Here is a 16,136-nt window from a genome sequence, read left to right as displayed (position 1 = left end):
CCACCGCGCACGGTCGATGCGTGTGACCTGTGAGCCATGTGTGGCGAGTGAGTGAAGGGTAAGTCATGCCACTGACAACAGGGGGGCACAGGGGTCTCAGGAGCGCGGTGGGTGTGTCTTCCCGCCCCTTGTCGAGAGCCTTCCCGGGCGTCAACTCCGGTGATGGTGAGTCATGACTGCTCGACGTGGGATTCGCGGCCACCCGGGAGTCCGCGTACACGGCCGACGACGTGACGAGCGGTGTGGCGAAGACGCCAGGAGCCGCCTCGCCCTCCGGTGAGAGCGCCGACCGCATCCGCGCGACGACGGCGTCCTGAGCACGCCCGTACGGGCGGAATCGCATCCGGGGTGTACGACGCCGAGCGTCGCTGCACTTGTCTCCTCGGGCGCGGAGCGCCCCTAACGCCATCCGCCGCAGCCGGGCGTGGCGAACGTGTGTACCGGTGATCGCTGGTGGGGCTGAACCGGGAAGCCCTCGGGAAGACTTGTTCGCTCTTCGCACTACGGTGTGAGGTGTGGGCGGTTCGACCAAAGATGGCGATCCGGGGTGTCGGCAGTTCGGGGCCCTTCGGGTATCCGGATAGAGGGTTGAGCCACGGCGCCACGATGACGGTATGACGGGATGACGGGATCCAAGGGGGTGGGGGTGTGGCGGCAGGAAAGGGTGGGGCGACCGAGCCCGCCCGGTATACCTACCGTCTGCGTCTGTCGTCCACTGCCCGCATCGCGCTGTCGCAGGAGTGGGACCGCTGCCGCTGGGTGTGGAACCAGTGCGTGGCCCGCTCCCGCGCCGCCCACAAGGCCAAGGAGAAGTGCGGACCTGCCCTGCTGGACAGGCTGCTGACCGGCTGGCGAGCCGAGCACGGTTGGCTCGGTGAGGGAAGCTGTGTGCCTCAGCAGCAGATCGTCCGGGACTTCGCTAAGTCCCGCGGCAAGGCGGCCAAGGACATCGCGGCCCGGTTGCCGGTGTGTCAGCGGGCTGGGATGCCCCGGTTCAAGAAGAAGGACCTCGCCGAGCCAAGTCTGAACTACACCCGGCGCGGTTTCCGACTGAAAGACGGGCAGCTGTATCTGGCCGGGCGGATCACGCTGATCGTCGTGTGGTCCCGCCCGCTGCCCGTTGCGCCGTCCTCGGTCCGCATCTACCGCGACAGCCTCGGGCACTGGTACGCCTCCTTTGTCGTCGCCACCGAACTCCAGCCGTTGCCCGGGACGGATCGCAGCATCGGGATCGACTGGGGGGTGAAGGAGATCGCGACCACCACCAGTGACGCGCACGATCTCCCCCATCCCCAGCACGGGCGGAAGAGCGCCGCCCGGTTGCGCGGCTGCCAGCAGATGATGGCCCGCCGCAAACCCAAGCGTGGGCAGACGGCCTCCAAGGGATACCGGGAGGCGAAACGAAAGGCCGCCAAGGCCCACAAGAAGATTGCCCGGCAGCGCCAGGACACGGCCCGCAAGTGGGCGAAACGCGTGACCCGGGACTTCGATGAGCTGGCGGTGGAGGACTTCAAGCCGAAGTTCTTGGCGAAGTCGACCATGGCCCGCAAGGCCGCCGACGCGGCGATCGGGGCGACGAAGACCGCGCTCACGCAGATGGCGCGCAAGCACGGCCGGATCGTGCACTTGGTGCACCCGGCGCACACCACCATGGACTGCGGAAGGTGCGGAGCGAGAGCCAAGCACGCACTGCCGCTGTCGGAACGTACCTACACCTGCACCGCGTGCGGAGCATCGAGTCCCAGGGACAAGAACTCCGCGCGTGTGATGCTCGTCCGGGCTGGTTTCAACCCGGCTGGTGCCGATCGCACAAGACCCGACGGACCACAGGTCCGCCAGGCAGCGTGAGCCAGGAATCCCCTCCATCAGGGAGGGGAGGATTCAACCAGACGTTCGCCACCGAGCTGGGCAGGCTGTTCACCGACGACCCGCCGGGCGACGCGGAGCTTGCCGCCGACCTGGACAAGGAGCTCAGGAAGGCTCTTCCGGGCTGACGAGATGGGCGAGCGCCCCCGACACCAGGGTCCGCACCCCCGGCACGAGCGTCGCGAGGTCGGGCGCGAAGTGCGGGCTGTGGTTGCTGGGCACAGCCGCGAACTTCTCCATGAGGTCGTCGCCCGGCGCCGCGTTCCACACCTCGGCCGGGGTGCTGGTCACGAACCAGTAGGAGTACGGGATCTTCCCGTCCGCGAGCCGGGGGAAGTCCTCGCTGCCCATCGCGGGGCCCGGGTCGAGTATGGTCCCGGCGCCGAAGACCTCGCCGTGCACGGCAGCGACCCTGCGGTCGGTCTCCGGGTCGTTGACGGTGACCGGGAAGCTGTTGCCGACGACGACCTCGGGCTCGCGCGGGCAGCCGGCGGCCAGGCACTCGCCCGCCGCGATCCGCCGGATCGCCGCGATCATCCGCTCACGGACCTCGTCCGACTGCGTACGGATGTTGAGGGCGATCCGGGCCTCGGAGGGGATGATGTTGTGCCGGGTGCCCGCCTCGATCCGTCCCACGGTCAGTACGGCCGACTCGCGCGCCGCGATCTCCCGGCTGACGACGGTCTGCAGCCGGGTCACCAGGTACGCGGCGGTGACGACCGGATCGACGGTCGACTCCGGCCGCGAACCGTGCCCGCCCCGCCCGTGCACGACGATGTCGATGTCGGTGGAGGCGGACATGATCAGGCCGGGCGAGTGGGCGTAGAGCCCGGTGGGTCCGGGGGCCGCGTGCTGGGCGAGCAGGACGTCCGGCCGCGGGAACCTCTCGTACAGCCCGTCCGCGACCATCGCCGCCGCGCCCTCGCCGGTCTCCTCGGCGGGCTGTCCGAGCACGAGGAGGGTGCCCGACCAGGTGTCGCGTCCGGCGGCGAGCGCCCGGGCCGCGCCCGCCAGCCAGGTGACGTGCAGATCGTGCCCGCAGGCGTGCATCACACCGGGTGCCTGGGAGGCGTACGGCAGCCCCGTCTCCTCCCGCACCGGCAGTGCGTCCATGTCGGCGCGCAGCAGCACGGTCGGCCCGGGCCCGTTGTGCAGGACCCCGACGACTCCGGTGCCGCCGACTCCGGTGACCGTGTCGAACCCGGAAGTGCGCAGCCGGTCGGCGAGCGCGGCGGCCGTCCGGTGTTCGCGCATCGACAGCTCCGGGTGCCGGTGCAGGTCCCGGTAGAAGTCCTCCAGGTCGGCAACCGGGAGGTCGGCGGTGAGGTCCAACGCGGTTTGTGCGGCAGGCGAGATCACGGGCCAAGGGTAAGGGCCGCCGACGGGACGGGGGAGTTCCCGTCGGCGACCGGTCTACCGCGGGATCCCCGGGTGGCCGGTGTGGTGCTGGAGCGGCGCGGCGGTGGGTTCGGCCGCCCGGGCGGGACCGGCGTTCGCTGCCAGGACCAGGGCGGCGACCGCGACGACGGCAGCACCGAACCCTCTGAAGTAGCGCGCGGAAATACGTCGGAGCATGGCGACCTCGCAACAACAGCGGCGTATTAAGCAGGCTTAATCCGCCGCTTAACGTAGAGGCTCGAAGCATCAAAGAGCAAGGGGCGCAAGGGGAGTTGGACAATAGTCAAAAGTTGGCCGAGTGTAAGTCGGGTTAATGGCATGCTTAACCCATGGCGGAGCGTGACGGCCCGGAGGTCATCGGGCGCAGGGTTCAGCAGTTGCGTACGGAACGCGGTTTGACGCAGAAGCAGTTGGCGGAACCGGCGTACACGCCCGCGTACATCTCCACTCTGGAGGCCGGGCGGGTGCGGGCCTCCGAGCCCGCGCTGCGGCACATCGCCGAGCGGCTCGGCGTGGCGTACGAGGAGATAGCGACCGGGCGCCCCGCCCACCTCGCCACCGGCCTGCGGCTGCGGCTCACCGACGCCCAGCGCACACTCGCCACCGGCGAGGCCGAGGTCGCGGCGGAACAGTACGGCGCGCTCCTCGCGGAGGCGGACACGCACGGGCTCGTCGCCGAGCAGGCCGCGGCGCTGCTCGGGCTCGGCGAGTGCGCCCTGGAGACCGGGGACCTGCAGACCGCGCGGGAGCGCTTCGAGGCCTCGGAACAGCGCCTCGGCGACGCGCCCCTCCCCAACCGGGTACCCGCCCTGCGCGGCCGGGCGGTGTCCCACTACCTCGCCGGTGAACTCCGTTACTCCTGCTACCTGTTCGAGTCCACCCTCGACGAGCTCAACCGCACCGGAATGCACGACCCGGACGCGCTGCTGCTCCTCTACACGGGGGTCATCGCCCCGTACATGGACATGGGCGCGCATGCGCGGGCCGCACAGGCGGCGGAGTTCGCGCTCGCCCTCGCGCCCCAGGTCGGCGATCCGGCCCTGGTCGCCCGGATGCACCGCTCCGTCGCCCGCACGATGATCGCCGAGGGTCGGATCGCCGAGGCCGACGCCTCCCTCGCCAAGGCCTCCGAGCTCTACCGCCAGCTCCAGATCCGTACCGAGCTCGCCAACTGTCACTGGATGCGCGGCTACTTGTACGCCCAGAACGGTGAACTGGAGCGGGCGGAGAGCGAGTTGCGGGAGGCGCAGGTCATGCTCTCCGCGAAGCGCGCCGCGCTCTACACCAGCCAGGTCAACGTGGAGCTCGCGGACGTACTGCACCGGCGCGGGAAGTCGGCCGAGGCCGCCACCCTCCTCCACGAGGTGCTCGGTGACCTCAGCCCCGAGCGCGGCGCCGTGCACTCGGCAGGCGCGCACCGGCTGCTCGGCATCATCGCCGAGGACGCCCGGGACACGGAGTCCGCCGAGGAGCACTACGTGCGGGCGCTGAGTCTTCTCGAGCGGGCCGGGGCGGCGGGGGATCTCGCCGACCTGTGCCGGCTCCTCGGGGACCTGCTGCGGCGGACGGGACGGGTGGAAGCGGCCCTCGACGCCTACCGCACGGGCCTCGGCCACCGCACGGCCCCCGGCACCACCACCCTGGGTCCGGCCCCGGCCCAGCCCCCGCTGTAGCGGGCCGGTGGGGCCGGTCGCGCGGTTCCCCGCGCCCCTGAAAGCCCCACCCCGGCCCGCTTCATTCAGCCCGTCCGGCGTTTGAGGGCGAGGCCGTTCAGGCCGATGGGGGGTGTGGGGGCGCAGCCCCCTGGGAGGGGACGGGTATCTCGGAGGCGGGGATCTCGAAGATGGTTTCGAGGCCGTCGTCCTCGTCCCACTGTTCGCCGACCTCCACGAAGCCGAACCCGCCGATCGTGGCCAGGGACGCGGCGTTCTCCGGGCTGATCGACACCCGCACGGTCCGGACCCGCGCCTCGACGGCGGCCCGCCGCATCAACGCGGCCAGAATCGCCCGGGCGTAGCCCTGTCGGCGGTGGCCGGGGTCCACGGCGTAGCCGATCTCCACCATGCCCGCCTCGTCCGGCAGCCCGTGGAACCCGGCGTAGCCGACGACCGCACCCTCCGGTTCGGAGATCACGGCCTGCGTGATCCACCCCGCGCAGGCGGGGTCCGCGGCCAGCTGTGCGACGCGGTGCCCCCAGACGAACCGCGCGCTGTCGGTGAGGAAGTACTCCGTGAGGTCGGCCCCCGCCTCGACACTGGCCCGGTCGAGGTCGGAGTCCAGCAGGGCGGTCATGGCCGTGCTCGACAGTTCGACGAAGCGCACCGCCTTCGGGCCGGCGGGGAGGACCGGGGCGGGGCGTCCGGCGTTGGGTTCTGCGGCGTTGTCTGTCACAGCGCGGATCCTCATCGGGGGGAGCCGGACGTGTCGAACGGTTTTCCTACGGCGTCACGATCGAGAAGGCCTTGTCGGGCTCCGAGACGTACGAGAGCAGCCGGGCCAGCACGGTCGTGTCGCCGTCCGACTCGATGCCCGCGAGGCCCTGCCCCGACACGACCCCGAGCAGTTCCGGTCGGGTGAGGGTCAGGGTCAGGTCCGCGTGCGGCTTCGGGGTGTGGTGGATCGGCATGGCGCGATGGGTGAGGGCGCCGTTGTGGAGGTTGACGCGGTGGCGGCGCTGTTCGTCGATGACGACGAGGTCAAGGGTGAGGTGTTCGTGCCAGGCGCGGGGGCCCTCGATACGGACGGCGAGCGAGTCGAGGAGCATGCTCACGGTGAGCGCGGACGTCAGTTCGGGGCTCGTGGTGTCGACCGGGATGTCGGCGGTGCCCGCACGCAGTTCCAGGGCGGCCGTGAGGTAGGCGTTGCGCCAGGTCCCGTTCTCCGCGCCGTACCCGAGCCGTTCGTAGACGCCCGCGAGCGTGTCCTTGGCGGCGTTGTTCGACGGGTCGGCGAACACCAGGTGGTTGAGGAGGGTGGCGGCGAACCGCAGGTCACCGGAGTCGATGTACGCCCGCGCCTTGATCAGGGTCTCCGTCTGGCCGCCCGCCAACTCCACGTACCTCCGCCCGAGTTCGACCGGCGGATGCTCCCAGAGGTGGGCGGGGTTGCCGTCGTACCAGCCCATGTACCGCTGGTAGACGGCCTTGACGTTGTGGCTGACCGAGCCGTAGTAGCCGCGGGCGTGCCAGGCCTTCTCCAGGGCGGGCGGCAGCAGCAGCTCCTCGGCGATCTCGGTGCCGGTCAGGCCCCGGTTGAGCATGCGGAGGGTCTGATCGTGCAAGTAGGCGTACAGGTCCCGCTGTTCGCCGAGGAACCTGACGACGTTTGCCCGGCCCCAGATCGGCCAGTGGTGGGAGGCGAACGCCACGTCGTAGGTGTCACCGAACACGTCGATCGTCTCGTCGAGATAGCGGGCCCACAGGTGCGCGTCGCGGACCGGGGCCCCGCGCAGGGTGAGCACGTTGTGCAGGGTGTGGCTGGCGTTCTCGGCCACGCACAGGGCGCGCTGCTCGGGGAGCAGGAAGTTCATCTCGGCGGGCGCCTCGGTGTCGGGCGTGAGCTGGAAGACGAACCGCACACCGTCGACGGTCTCCTCCTGGCCCGTCCGGGTGATGTCCACGTTCGGGGCGACGAGGGTGACGGTGCCGGTGGAGGTGATGGTGCCGAGCCCGGTACCGATCTGGCCGCGCGGCGCCCTGGGCAGGCGGGAGCCGTACATGAACGCGGACCGTCGCAGCATCGCGTTGCCCGCGAAGACGCTCTCGCTGACCGCGTGCTCCAGGAACCCCGCGGGCGCGAGCACGGGCAGCCCGCTCTCGCTGCCGCGCGGCACCACACCGCGGGCGCCGCCGAAGTGGTCGACGTGGGAATGGGTGTAGACGAGCCCGGTCACGGGGCGTGGACCCCGGTGCTCGTGGTAGAGCCCGAGGGCGGCCGCGGCGCACTCCGCCGAGATCAGCGGGTCGATCACGATCACGCCGCGCCTGCCCTCGACGAGGGTCATGTTCGAGAGGTCGAGGCCGCGTACCTGGTACACGCCCTCGGTGACCTCGTACAGGCCGTGGCGCGCGCACAGCCGTGACTGCCGCCACAGGCTGGGGTGCGCGGTGTCGGGGCAGTCCTCGTCCAGGAACGCGTACGCGTTCCCGTCGTACACGATCCGTCCCTCGCCGTCGATGATCACGGGCGGCTCCAACGACGCGATGAACCCCCGATCGGCGTTCTCGAAGTCCGTGAGATCGTCGAAGGGAAGGTCATCACGCGCCGGGACGGTCATACGTCCAGCCTCTGCCGACGAGCGGTGAGCGGCTAGTGGAGTGGGCCGTTTGTGACGTGCGCGGTCGCGAGGTGCGTGCTCGTGACGTGCGTCAGAGCCGGTCCATCCGGCTGTAGGGGCTGAGGATGCGGGCCTGGCGGGAGCCGAAGTCGACGAGCATGGCGATGCCCTCTTCGACACCGATGATCGTGCCCAGGCCGAACTGGTCGTGGGTGACCCGGTCTCCGAGGCTGAATTCCTTGGCCACGGGGACGACCGGGGCGGCGAAGGGGCTGGTGGGCAGGTGGCGCCGGGGCGCGGAGGGTTTCGTCATCGTGTAGCCAGTATGGGCTTTGTTTGGCCGGTTGGAAGCCCCGGATTTGGTTCCGCAGCCGGATCGTGGCCTTCGGCGGTGCCGACGATCTTGGACCAGACGCCCTCGGACACGAACAGCGAACGGCTCTCCGCCGTGTACGGGAGGGGTGCGGGCAGGGCCGCCTTCTTGCCCTTGGCCGGGTGTTCCGCGAAGAGAGCGACGGTGAGCGTGAGGTGTTCGTCGTAGGCCGTCTGCCAGAGTGTGCGCAGGCCCGCGGCGCCGGTGTGGGTGGCCACAGGAGCGCCCGACCGGCCGTACAGGAGCTTGGTGATCAGCCCCGCGCCGTCGGGTGTCATGGCCGTACGGGTGCGGGGGTGGGCCTCGTAGAGGGTGCGGCCCGCCCGGGTGATCTTCGCGACCGTGTACGGCGTGGCGTAGACGCCGTGCGCCGCCGCCGTGGCGTACGCGGAGGCCAGCCGGAGCGGGGTCGGGGCCGCGGTACGGGCAAGGCCCGTGAGGGGAGCGAGCAGCTTCATGCCGGAGAACGGCTGGAGCGCCGTGCCCGCCTCCACCGCTCCGTCCCGCGCGTCGTTGAAGGGCTGAGTGGCGTAGTCCGCGCCGCCGTACAGCACCCGGACCGCGCCGTCCCCGGGGACCAGCGCGACCACGGCCGTGTGGACCCGGACGTCCCCGGCCGGCCTGGCCCGGGACCTCGTCACCCCGCTCGCCTTCTCCTCGGCCGCTTTTTCCCCGGCTGTCTCCGCCCCGGCCGTCTGCTCACGGGTCTTCTTCTCGGCGCCGTCGGCCGCCAGCTCCGCCGTCGCGTCCTGCGCCGTGAGATCGAAGGTCGTACGGACCGTGTAGCCGCCGCGGGCGAGCTGGTCCTCGGTGATGCCGAGCCGGTCGGCGGCCTCCGAGGCGGCCGCGTCGATGAGGTACTGGCGCTGGCCGTCCGTGTCGCCCGGCGGATAGAAACGGAAGGCCGGGAAACGGGCCGCGGCACGCTGTGCGGACGTGATCGCGCCACTGTGCGCCATCGCGTCCAGCACCCACTGCCAGCGGTCCACGAGCTTGGCCGTCACCTTCGGATCGGAGCCTGCCTTCTCGTAGTACGAGGGAATGTTGATGACGGACGCGAGCGCGGCGCCCTGGCTCACCGTGAGGTCCTCGGCGTCGACGCCGAAGTAGTTCCGTGCGGCGGACTGGATGCCGGCCGCGCCCCGGCCGAAGTACACGGTGTTGAGGTAGCCCCGCAGGATCTCGTCCTTCGAACGGGTGCGGTCCAGCTTGATCGCGATCAGGGCCTCGCGCGCCTTGCGGGACAGCGACTGCTCCGGGCTGAGCAGGGCGTTCTTGACGTACTGCTGGGTGATCGTGGAGCCGCCCTGCCGGCCGCCCCCGCTCACCGTCGACCAGGCCGCGCGGCCGATCGCCTTCGGGGATATCCCGGTGTCCGTGCGGAAGGACCGGTTCTCCGCCGCGATCACCGCCTCCCGCACATACCGGGGGACCTGCGAGAGCGGGATCTCCTGCCGGTCCACGGGGCCGCGCCGGCCCAGGTAGTCGCCGTGGTCGTCGACGAAGACCGTGCTCTGCATCGCCGTCTCCGGGTGCGGCTCGGGGATCTTCGTCAGGTGGTACGCCACCACGGCCGCGCCGACGAGGTTCGCGAGGACGGTGAGCAGTACGACGATCGCGCGGCGCAGCCGGCGCCCGCGGGTGCGACGGATGCGGATCCGCCGCCTGACGAGCCTGCGGCGCAGGCCCGCCACGACCCGGCCACGCCCACCGGCGCCGTGCCGCCCGTTGCCGCCGTCCGTGTTCATGTCCATGTCCATGTTCGCGCCGTTCACCGGGCGGCCCCCGTGCTCGCGATCACCCCGCCCGCCGAGTCGTACACCGTGATTCTCCTGGTCACATCGACGGACGTGCCGGGGGCGATCGACTTCGTCGTGTTCACCATCGCGTACCAGACTCCCCAGTGCGGGTCGCCCGCGAGGGTGAGGGCCGTGCCCGCGATCTGGCCCGAGGTGGTCCCGACCTCGACCCGCGCCGCCTCGTTCTCGCCGCGGTAGAGGCCGGAGAGGAAGTACCCCAGGTCGCCCGCACCCTCCTGCCGGACGGTGACGCCGGGCTCGCTCGGGTCGGTGGCACCGGCTTTTACGCTGGTGAACCGCGGTCCGGAGCCGGCGGGCGAGGACCAGTGCTCCCCGTCCTCGGTGAGCCAGATCTTGATGCCGTGCGCGACCTCGACCCGTTCGCCGGCGGTCACGACCCGCACCGTGGTCATGGGCAGACCGGAGGGGGACGCCGCGCGCTCGTCTCCCGCCCCCGAGGACACGGCCTCGCGCAGTGCGACCACGGCCAGCGGGACCACCAGCAGGGCGCACGCGGACCCCGCCACCGCGGCCGTACGGCGCCGCTTGCGCCGCAGGCCCGCGCGCTCGATGGCGGCCAGCGGTACGGCCGAGGGAGTGACGTCGTAGGCGGCTTCGGTGAACACCTCGCGCAGCCGCTCGGCCTCGGCCGACGGGCGCGGGAACTTGCGGTGACGTTTCATGAGCGGGCTCCGGAGACGGGGTGTCGGCGAGCGGGGGACGGGGCGACGGAGGGGGCGGTCGAGGCGGCGAGGCGGGCGGCGAGAGACGGATGGACGCGCAGGGCCGCCAGACCGCGCCGGGCGTGCGCCTTGACCGTGCCGGCCGAACAGCCGAGCAGCTGCGCGATCTCGGCCTCGCTCAGGCCCTCCCCGTGGCGCAGCACCACCACGGCCCGCTGCCGCGCGGGCAGCGCGGCCAGCGCCCTGCCGAGCGCGTCCCGCCGGTCGGCGGTCCGCGCGGCGACCGGCACGGCCCGGCGCGCCCGCGCGGGCAGCAACGGTGTCAGCAGACGCGCGGCGCGTGTCCTGCGCGCCCGGCCGAGGTGGGTTCTGACCAGCGAACGCCGTACGTAGAAGTCGATGTCGTCGCGCGGGATGCGCCGCCAGCGGGCACGGACCCGGGCCAGCGCGGTCCTGACGAGATCCTCGGCCTCGTCGAGGTCCCCGGTGAGCAGATGCGCGGCGCGGACCAGTCGGGGCCAGGCCGTGGTGGCGTACGGGACGAACTCGCCGTTCCTCACTTCAGCGCGCTGCCTCACCTCAGCGCGCTGCCGGCCCGCCACCGGGCCCAGTCCGCGTTCCAGTCGCCGTAGCCGTTGCCCACGGCCACCGTGTCCTTGGAGCCGACGACGGTGACGACGTCGCCGGGGATGACCTCGTCGTAGAACTTCTTGGCGGTGCCGTCCGTCGCGAGTCCGACGCATCCGTGGGTGACGTTCTGGTGCCCGGCGTACGTATTGGCCTTCGGGTTCTGGTGGAGGTAGGTCCCGGAGGTGGTGAGGTGGACGGCGTAGTAGTAATAGCCCGCGTAGGCGTCGCCGTAGCCGACGGTCCGCGAGTTCATGAAGACCTTGGCCGCCTTGTCGGAGACGACCATCGTGCCGTTCCAGGTGTCCATGCCCGGGGCGCCCGCGGTGATCGGGACGATCCGCGTCTGCCCGTCCTTGACGACCTTCATCCGGTGCGTGCGCACGTTCACGACGGCGACGAGCGAGCGGCCCACGGTGAAGTGCCGGGTGATGCCCGAGCCCGCCCGGACGGTGACCTCGGTGCCCGGGCTCCAGTACGCGCGCGGCCGGAAGTCCACCCGCTGCCCTTCGAGCAGATCGCGGTCCTTCACCCAGCTCCAGGAGCCCTCGACATCGACGTCGACCTTCAACTGCCGTTCCACCTCGGCCCGTTCACCGGCCGGTATCGCGTGGTCGAAGGTGACGGATATCGGCATGCCGACGCCCACGGTCTGCCCGTCGGCGATGTTGATGTGCGCGCCGGTCAGTTTCGCGAGGGGCTTGGCCGTGACGGGCCCCGGGGTCCGCTTCTGATCGACCGTCGCCTTCGGCTTCGCCGCCGCGTCCACCTCGGTGCCCGCGCTCCCCGTCACCGACCCCTTCGAGCAGCCGGCGAGCGCGAGCGCGCACACGGCGGCCGCCGTCCAACTCGCCGCGAGGCGACGGCTTCTGGCTCTGCTGGTCATCCTGATCCCCCTGCGGTGTGTTTCGATGTGCGGCGTACGGGACCTGTACGCACGGCACGGACCGCCGGGTTGCACGGGGCGGCGGAAATTCCGAAGTCTCCGGCGAGGGCACGACCGAGGAAGATACGGGGGGCATGACCGAGGAAGAGTTCGACGCGTTCTACGCCGCCGCGTTCCCCCGGCTGACCGGGCAGCTCTACGCGTTCACCGGGGACCACGGCGAGGCGCAGGACGTCGTCCAGGAGGCGTTCGTCCGCGCCTGGGACCGGCGCCGGGAGTTCCTCGCCGAAGGGGCACCCGAGGCGTGGATACGGACCGTGGCGATGCGGCTCGCGGTGAGCCGCTGGCGCCGTGCGCGCCGCTGGCTCGAACTCGTCCGCCGCACCCCGCCACCCGAGCACACGCCGGGCCCCGACCCCGAACGCACCGCGCTGGTCGCCGCGTTGCGCACGCTGCCCGAGGCGCAGCGGATGGCAGTGGTCCTGCACCATCTGTGCGACCTCAGTGTCGAGCAGGTAGCCTCCGAAACCGGTGCCCCCGTGGGCACGGTCAAGGCCCGGCTGTCCCGCGGCCGGGCGGCGCTGGCGCAGACGCTGGCGACGGCGGACGAGTGGGAGACCGCCGGCGGGGGGAAGAAGAGCGCGGACAGGGGGAAACCGTCCGCGGGTTTTGCGGGCTCCCCGGACTCGCCGGGCTCCGCGCACTCGCTGAACCCGACGGACGAGGGGAAGAGGGAGGACGACCGTGTCCGATGAACTCGCCTCCGGCCTGCGCGAGTTGGCCCAGGACGCCGAGACACCCCCGTCGCTGTCCGGCGCCGAGATCCGGCTGCGGGCCGTACGCCGCCGGCGTTTTCGACGGACCGCCGTGACCGTCGCCGGTGCCTGCGCCGCCGCGAGCCTGGCCCTGATCGTGGCCCTGAACCTCACCGGCGGCGACCGCGAGGACCGCCCCTCCCCGGCCGCGAGCCCCACCGCCCCGCCCAGCACACCCGCCCCGACCCGCACCCCCGCCGGACCCGTCGCCACCGTCGACCTCGCGCGGCGCGTGCTGACGGTCGCGGGCCGCGAACTGCCGATCTCCTCCGGTTCCGTCCACTACCCCACGGCGACGGGACGGATGACGGTCGTCACGAAGGAGGAGGCGAAGGCGGTGCCCATGTTCTCGGGCAAGTACGTGGAGAAGGTGGCCTGGGCGATCGGTCTGCGCGCCGCCGACGGCACGACGAACGTCATCGGAGCCCTCACGAGCGACGAGAAGGCCCCCGGGAGCTACGACGTCACGAGCGGCTGGATCGGCCTGCGCCGCGCGGACGCGCAGTGGCTGTACGAGCAGTTGGCGCCGGGCGCGGCGATCGAGATCGAGGGCGCGTCGGCCACCCCGACCGCGACGGGCCTGGATCCGTCGGCGAGCGACGGCTCGGTCCTGCCGGGCGGCGTCGGTGGCACGGCGGCCTCGCCCGGTCAGACCGTCGGCACGCCCGTGCCGTCGGTGGCGGCCGTACCGGCCGGGTAGATGTCGTCGAGGTAGGCGTCGAGCGCGGCGAAGCTCCTGGCGGGCTGCTCGATGTGGGGCAGATGACCGGCCTCGGGCACGGTGACGAACCGCGCGTCGGCGAACGCCGCCGCGAAGGCCCGCCCGTACGCGGGCGTCACGATGCGGTCGCTCTCCCCCCACAGCACGAGGGCCGGGACCTGGACGCGCCCGAGGCGGTTCAGCAGCTTCGGATCGTGCATGTACGGGTCCCCGCACAGCGTCCGCATGGTCACCATGTTGGCCTTCTGGGCCGTGATCTGGTCCTCGGTGAGGGTCGCGGGGTTCACGCCGAAGCGGGCCGGGTCGTGGAAGGAGTACGTGCTGATCTCCCCCGGGTCGAGGGCGAAGACGTCGCGGACCGGCTCGCCGGGCACGTCCACCCCGGCGGAGTTGACGAGCGCGAGGCCGGTGATGCGGTCGCCGTCGTCGCGGACGGCCATCTCGGCGGCGGTCCAGCCGCCGAGCGAGGAGCCGACGACGAGGACGTCGCGGTGGCCCTCGTCCTTGAGCCACTGCAGATAGGCGAGGGCGAGGTCGTCCACGCCGGTGAACCAGTCGGGCCGCTCGGCCCCGTTCCAGCCCGGGTGTGTCGGCAGGACGACCCGCATCCGCTCGGAGAGGTGCGCGGCGATGGACCGCACGGTGGCAGGCCCGCCACCCCCGTGCAGAACGAGCGCGATCCGGCCGTCGGCCGGGCCGCTCTCGGTGAGGGTGAGGGGGAGGTCGGGGCGGATGTGGACGGTGCGTGTCACGGTGCGTGCTTCGGTGTCGGCCATGCGCCAGACTGTATCTACGCATACGTATATACGCAAGCGTAGATACGGGATTAGAATCGAGGCATGACGGTGGAACAGGGGAACGTGGAGCGGGAGCGGGTGGGCCGGGTGCGCGTGGGTCCGGTCGACCTCGAAGTGCTGGGGCGGGCGGTGAAGGAGGCGCAGTACCGGCACCACCGGGCGCTCGACACCCGGCTCGCGCAAGTCGGTACGACCCTCGCCCAGTGGGACGCGCTGCGCGCCATCGCCCGATCGCCAGGCGCCTCCGCGCACGAACTGGCGCTGGCGACCTTCCAGGGCGACCAGTCCTTCGGCACGCTCGCGAGCCGGCTCGCCGCCCAGCACCTCGTAGAACGCCGGCCCGGCCGCGGACGCCGGATCGAGCACCACCTCACCGAGGCGGGCGAACGGATCCTGGAGGCGGGCGGTGAGGTCGCGCGCGAGGTGCTCGGCGCGTCCTTCGCCCCGCTGGACGAGGAGGAACGGGCCACACTGCTGGCCCTGTTGCGCCGGATGGGAGTCCGCGCAGACACGCTTCCCTAGGGCCTGTCCGACGGGTCAAGTCCGGTGCCCGTCCCTGGGTTCAGCCCTCTTGGGCGGTGTCGACGGTGTCGGTGAGGCCGGCGGTGTCGGTGCCTTCGGTGAGGGTTTCGGCTGGAGTGTCGGTGGGGGTCTGGGCGGGCGTGTAGGTCGGTGGGTCGGCAGGGGGCTGGGCGGGCCTGTGGGTCGGCGGGTCGGCAGGAGTCTGGACGGGCGTGTCGGTGGGGATGTCGGTCGGCGCGGTGGTCGGGGGCCGGCCCGCCAGCACGTTCTGGAGGCGTTGCGTGCCGAGTTGGACGGCCTGCTGGGTGGAGTCCTGCGCCGCCCCGCTGAGCCCGCCGTTGGTGAGGGAGACCGCCCGGTCCCCGACCCGCACGGCGGCGAAGTCCAGCGTCAGGACCGATCCCCCGCCGGAAGTGTCACGGCTGTCAACCGACGGCTGACCGCTCATCGTCAGTCGAAGACCCTCCCGCGCGTCACCCACCCCGGGCAACACAGCGGGCACGACCGTCACGTTGAGCCGCCCGCCCCGCACGTCCGTGGACGTGAACTGCGCGCACTTCGCGGGCAGCGTCCGCAACCAGGCCAGCTTGGCGTCCACTTCCGAAGGGGCGGCGTACGAGGCGACCTGGTAGCGCAGTTGGGCCGCGTTGTCGATCGCGTCGAGGCCCACGACGGCCCGGGGTCCCTTCGGCTCGCCCAGCAGATCCTCGGCGTACAGGCCGTCGAGCAGTCGCTGACAGTCCGGTGTGTCCGTCCTGCCCTTGAGGAGCCCGTCCCGCCAGGTCGCTCCGCCCTGCGTGGCGGACCAGCGACCGCCCAGCTCGCCCTGGGTGATCAGCGCGGCCGAGGCCTGGGCGGCGGTGAGGGACGGGGCGATGGAGGAGGCGGGCGGTATGACGGACGGAGCGTCCGCCTGCCTCTTGATGCCGTGCAACGAGCACGCGGACGCCGACACCAGGACGCCCGCGGTCAGGGCACGGACGAGGAGACGGTACGGGCCGGTCGGGCCGTTCGGAACCTTCATGGCGGAGGCCTCCTGGGGGGCGGACGCGCGGGTGTCGCTCCCACGCCACCACCGGGGCGGGCGGCCCACCAGCGCACCGGGCCGTCCGGGTGAGCGGCCGGGCCTCGAGGGGAATATCTGTCATGGCCGGGATAGAAAATGGGCCGCCGTCCGGGCGGTTTTTTTTATTCCCCGGGGTGGGGTGAGATAGTGCGCCGCCCTCCGGGTGCCGCACGTGCTAGTGTCGATATCAGTTGCAGTTGTGGTTCCCAAAGTCTTGGAGCGCACTTTCCGGTCCGTACCGGTCGGTCGCTTCTGAATTATCCGGGATTTTTTCCGGATGGGGCAATCATTGCGGCGACGCGGACCC

17 protein-coding genes and 1 pseudogene are annotated in these 16,136 nt (G+C 71.6%); 7 read left to right on the top strand and 11 right to left on the bottom strand.

Translation table 11 applies throughout. The features are described from left to right. Positions 1 to 185: 185 nt before the first annotated feature. From OG819_RS12550 to OG819_RS12540, 3 genes are all read left to right on the top strand, one after another. On the top strand, positions 186 to 317 hold the full coding sequence (locus tag OG819_RS12550) for a hypothetical protein (RefSeq protein WP_266649434.1): 132 nt from the start codon (positions 186 to 188) through the stop codon (positions 315 to 317). 331 nt (positions 318 to 648) lie between these two features. Continuing rightward, entirely contained in the window at positions 649 to 1,848 is a 1,200-nt protein-coding gene (locus tag OG819_RS12545) for a transposase (RefSeq protein ID WP_266649432.1), read from the top strand. After that, positions 1,845 to 1,994, top strand: a complete 150-nt coding sequence (locus OG819_RS12540; protein ID WP_266649428.1) for a hypothetical protein — start codon at positions 1,845 to 1,847, stop codon at positions 1,992 to 1,994. The genes OG819_RS12545 and OG819_RS12540 overlap by 4 nt, the downstream gene beginning before the upstream one ends. Here OG819_RS12540 and OG819_RS12535 read toward each other — a convergent pair. Continuing rightward, the gene (locus OG819_RS12535) at positions 1,972 to 3,225 is read right to left on the bottom strand and encodes an amidohydrolase (RefSeq protein ID WP_266649427.1); all 1,254 of its coding nucleotides are present in this window, start codon (positions 3,223 to 3,225) and stop codon (positions 1,972 to 1,974) included. The genes OG819_RS12540 and OG819_RS12535 overlap by 23 nt on opposite strands. A 54-nt stretch (positions 3,226 to 3,279) precedes the next feature. Beyond that, entirely contained in the window at positions 3,280 to 3,441 is a 162-nt protein-coding gene (locus tag OG819_RS12530; RefSeq protein ID WP_266626651.1) for a hypothetical protein, read from the bottom strand. Positions 3,442 to 3,593: 152 nt separating this feature from the next. Between OG819_RS12530 and OG819_RS12525 the strand changes: the two genes are divergently transcribed. Then, positions 3,594 to 4,937, top strand: a complete 1,344-nt coding sequence (locus OG819_RS12525) for a helix-turn-helix domain-containing protein (RefSeq protein WP_266649426.1) — start codon at positions 3,594 to 3,596, stop codon at positions 4,935 to 4,937. Positions 4,938 to 5,034: 97 nt separating this feature from the next. Here the strand turns inward: OG819_RS12525 and OG819_RS12520 are convergent, their stop codons facing one another. The 7 genes from OG819_RS12520 to OG819_RS12490 all read right to left on the bottom strand — a co-directional run bounded on the left by OG819_RS12520 (position 5,035) and on the right by OG819_RS12490 (position 11,908). Continuing rightward, positions 5,035 to 5,655, bottom strand: a complete 621-nt coding sequence (locus tag OG819_RS12520) for a GNAT family N-acetyltransferase (protein ID WP_323139339.1) — start codon at positions 5,653 to 5,655, stop codon at positions 5,035 to 5,037. Between the two features lie 46 nt (positions 5,656 to 5,701). After that, positions 5,702 to 7,540, bottom strand: coding sequence for an alkyl sulfatase dimerization domain-containing protein (locus OG819_RS12515; RefSeq protein WP_266649425.1), 1,839 nt, complete (start codon positions 7,538 to 7,540; stop codon positions 5,702 to 5,704). 91 nt (positions 7,541 to 7,631) lie between these two features. Further along, the gene (locus OG819_RS12510) at positions 7,632 to 7,853 is read right to left on the bottom strand and encodes a hypothetical protein (protein WP_168493761.1); all 222 of its coding nucleotides are present in this window, start codon (positions 7,851 to 7,853) and stop codon (positions 7,632 to 7,634) included. Beyond that, positions 7,850 to 9,688, bottom strand: coding sequence for a transglycosylase domain-containing protein (locus OG819_RS12505; RefSeq protein ID WP_266649423.1), 1,839 nt, complete (start codon positions 9,686 to 9,688; stop codon positions 7,850 to 7,852). Before OG819_RS12505 ends, OG819_RS12510 begins: the two co-directional genes overlap by 4 nt. Further along, on the bottom strand, positions 9,685 to 10,395 hold the full coding sequence (locus OG819_RS12500) for a hypothetical protein (RefSeq protein WP_266649422.1): 711 nt from the start codon (positions 10,393 to 10,395) through the stop codon (positions 9,685 to 9,687). Before OG819_RS12500 ends, OG819_RS12505 begins: the two co-directional genes overlap by 4 nt. Further along, complete coding sequence (locus OG819_RS12495) at positions 10,392 to 10,973, bottom strand: SigE family RNA polymerase sigma factor (protein ID WP_266626661.1); 582 nt, start codon at positions 10,971 to 10,973, stop codon at positions 10,392 to 10,394. Before OG819_RS12495 ends, OG819_RS12500 begins: the two co-directional genes overlap by 4 nt. After that, entirely contained in the window at positions 10,970 to 11,908 is a 939-nt protein-coding gene (locus OG819_RS12490) for a L,D-transpeptidase (protein WP_266649421.1), read from the bottom strand. Before OG819_RS12490 ends, OG819_RS12495 begins: the two co-directional genes overlap by 4 nt. Before the next feature lie 134 nt (positions 11,909 to 12,042). Between OG819_RS12490 and OG819_RS12485 the strand changes: the two are divergent. Both OG819_RS12485 and OG819_RS12480 read left to right on the top strand, forming a co-directional pair. Beyond that, a pseudogene (locus tag OG819_RS12485) lies at positions 12,043 to 12,507 on the top strand (SigE family RNA polymerase sigma factor); the annotation flags it as partial. A gap of 145 nt (positions 12,508 to 12,652) precedes the next feature. Continuing rightward, entirely contained in the window at positions 12,653 to 13,423 is a 771-nt protein-coding gene (locus OG819_RS12480) for a L,D-transpeptidase (RefSeq protein WP_266649419.1), read from the top strand. On the opposite strand, the gene OG819_RS12475 is transcribed toward OG819_RS12480, so the two are convergent. After that, a complete protein-coding gene (locus OG819_RS12475) occupies positions 13,372 to 14,220 on the bottom strand; it encodes an alpha/beta fold hydrolase (protein ID WP_266649417.1) in 849 nt (282 codons plus the stop codon). The genes OG819_RS12480 and OG819_RS12475 overlap by 52 nt on opposite strands. A gap of 63 nt (positions 14,221 to 14,283) precedes the next feature. Between OG819_RS12475 and OG819_RS12470 the strand changes: the two genes are divergently transcribed. Next, positions 14,284 to 14,763 carry a MarR family winged helix-turn-helix transcriptional regulator gene (locus OG819_RS12470; RefSeq protein WP_266649416.1) on the top strand — a complete coding sequence of 160 codons (480 nt, stop codon included), beginning with the start codon at positions 14,284 to 14,286 and terminating at the stop codon, positions 14,761 to 14,763. 40 nt (positions 14,764 to 14,803) lie between these two features. Here the strand turns inward: OG819_RS12470 and OG819_RS12465 are convergent, their stop codons facing one another. Then, positions 14,804 to 15,787, bottom strand: coding sequence for a hypothetical protein (locus OG819_RS12465; RefSeq protein WP_266649415.1), 984 nt, complete (start codon positions 15,785 to 15,787; stop codon positions 14,804 to 14,806). Positions 15,788 to 16,136: the final 349 nt, after the last annotated feature.

It is taken from the genome of Streptomyces sp. NBC_01549 (genome assembly GCF_026339955.1).
Lineage (GTDB): Bacteria > Actinomycetota > Actinomycetes > Streptomycetales > Streptomycetaceae > Streptomyces.
Note: the sequence above shows the minus strand (reverse complement) of the source record. Positions and strands in the feature narration are given on the sequence as shown.

What these genes read in the sequence shown, in the direction of transcription:
- OG819_RS12530 (WP_266626651.1), bottom strand. Translation starts at nt 3,441, where the DNA reads ATGCTCCGACGTATTTCCGCGCGCTACTTCAGAGGGTTCGGTGCTGCC.
- OG819_RS12525 (WP_266649426.1), top strand. Translation starts at nt 3,594, where the DNA reads ATGGCGGAGCGTGACGGCCCGGAGGTCATCGGGCGCAGGGTTCAGCAG.
- OG819_RS12515 (WP_266649425.1), bottom strand. Translation starts at nt 7,540, where the DNA reads ATGACCGTCCCGGCGCGTGATGACCTTCCCTTCGACGATCTCACGGAC.
- OG819_RS12510 (WP_168493761.1), bottom strand. Translation starts at nt 7,853, where the DNA reads ATGACGAAACCCTCCGCGCCCCGGCGCCACCTGCCCACCAGCCCCTTC.
- OG819_RS12500 (WP_266649422.1), bottom strand. Translation starts at nt 10,395, where the DNA reads ATGAAACGTCACCGCAAGTTCCCGCGCCCGTCGGCCGAGGCCGAGCGG.
- OG819_RS12490 (WP_266649421.1), bottom strand. Translation starts at nt 11,908, where the DNA reads ATGACCAGCAGAGCCAGAAGCCGTCGCCTCGCGGCGAGTTGGACGGCG.
- OG819_RS12475 (WP_266649417.1), bottom strand. Translation starts at nt 14,220, where the DNA reads ATGGCCGACACCGAAGCACGCACCGTGACACGCACCGTCCACATCCGC.
- OG819_RS12470 (WP_266649416.1), top strand. Translation starts at nt 14,284, where the DNA reads ATGACGGTGGAACAGGGGAACGTGGAGCGGGAGCGGGTGGGCCGGGTG.
- OG819_RS12465 (WP_266649415.1), bottom strand. Translation starts at nt 15,787, where the DNA reads ATGAAGGTTCCGAACGGCCCGACCGGCCCGTACCGTCTCCTCGTCCGT.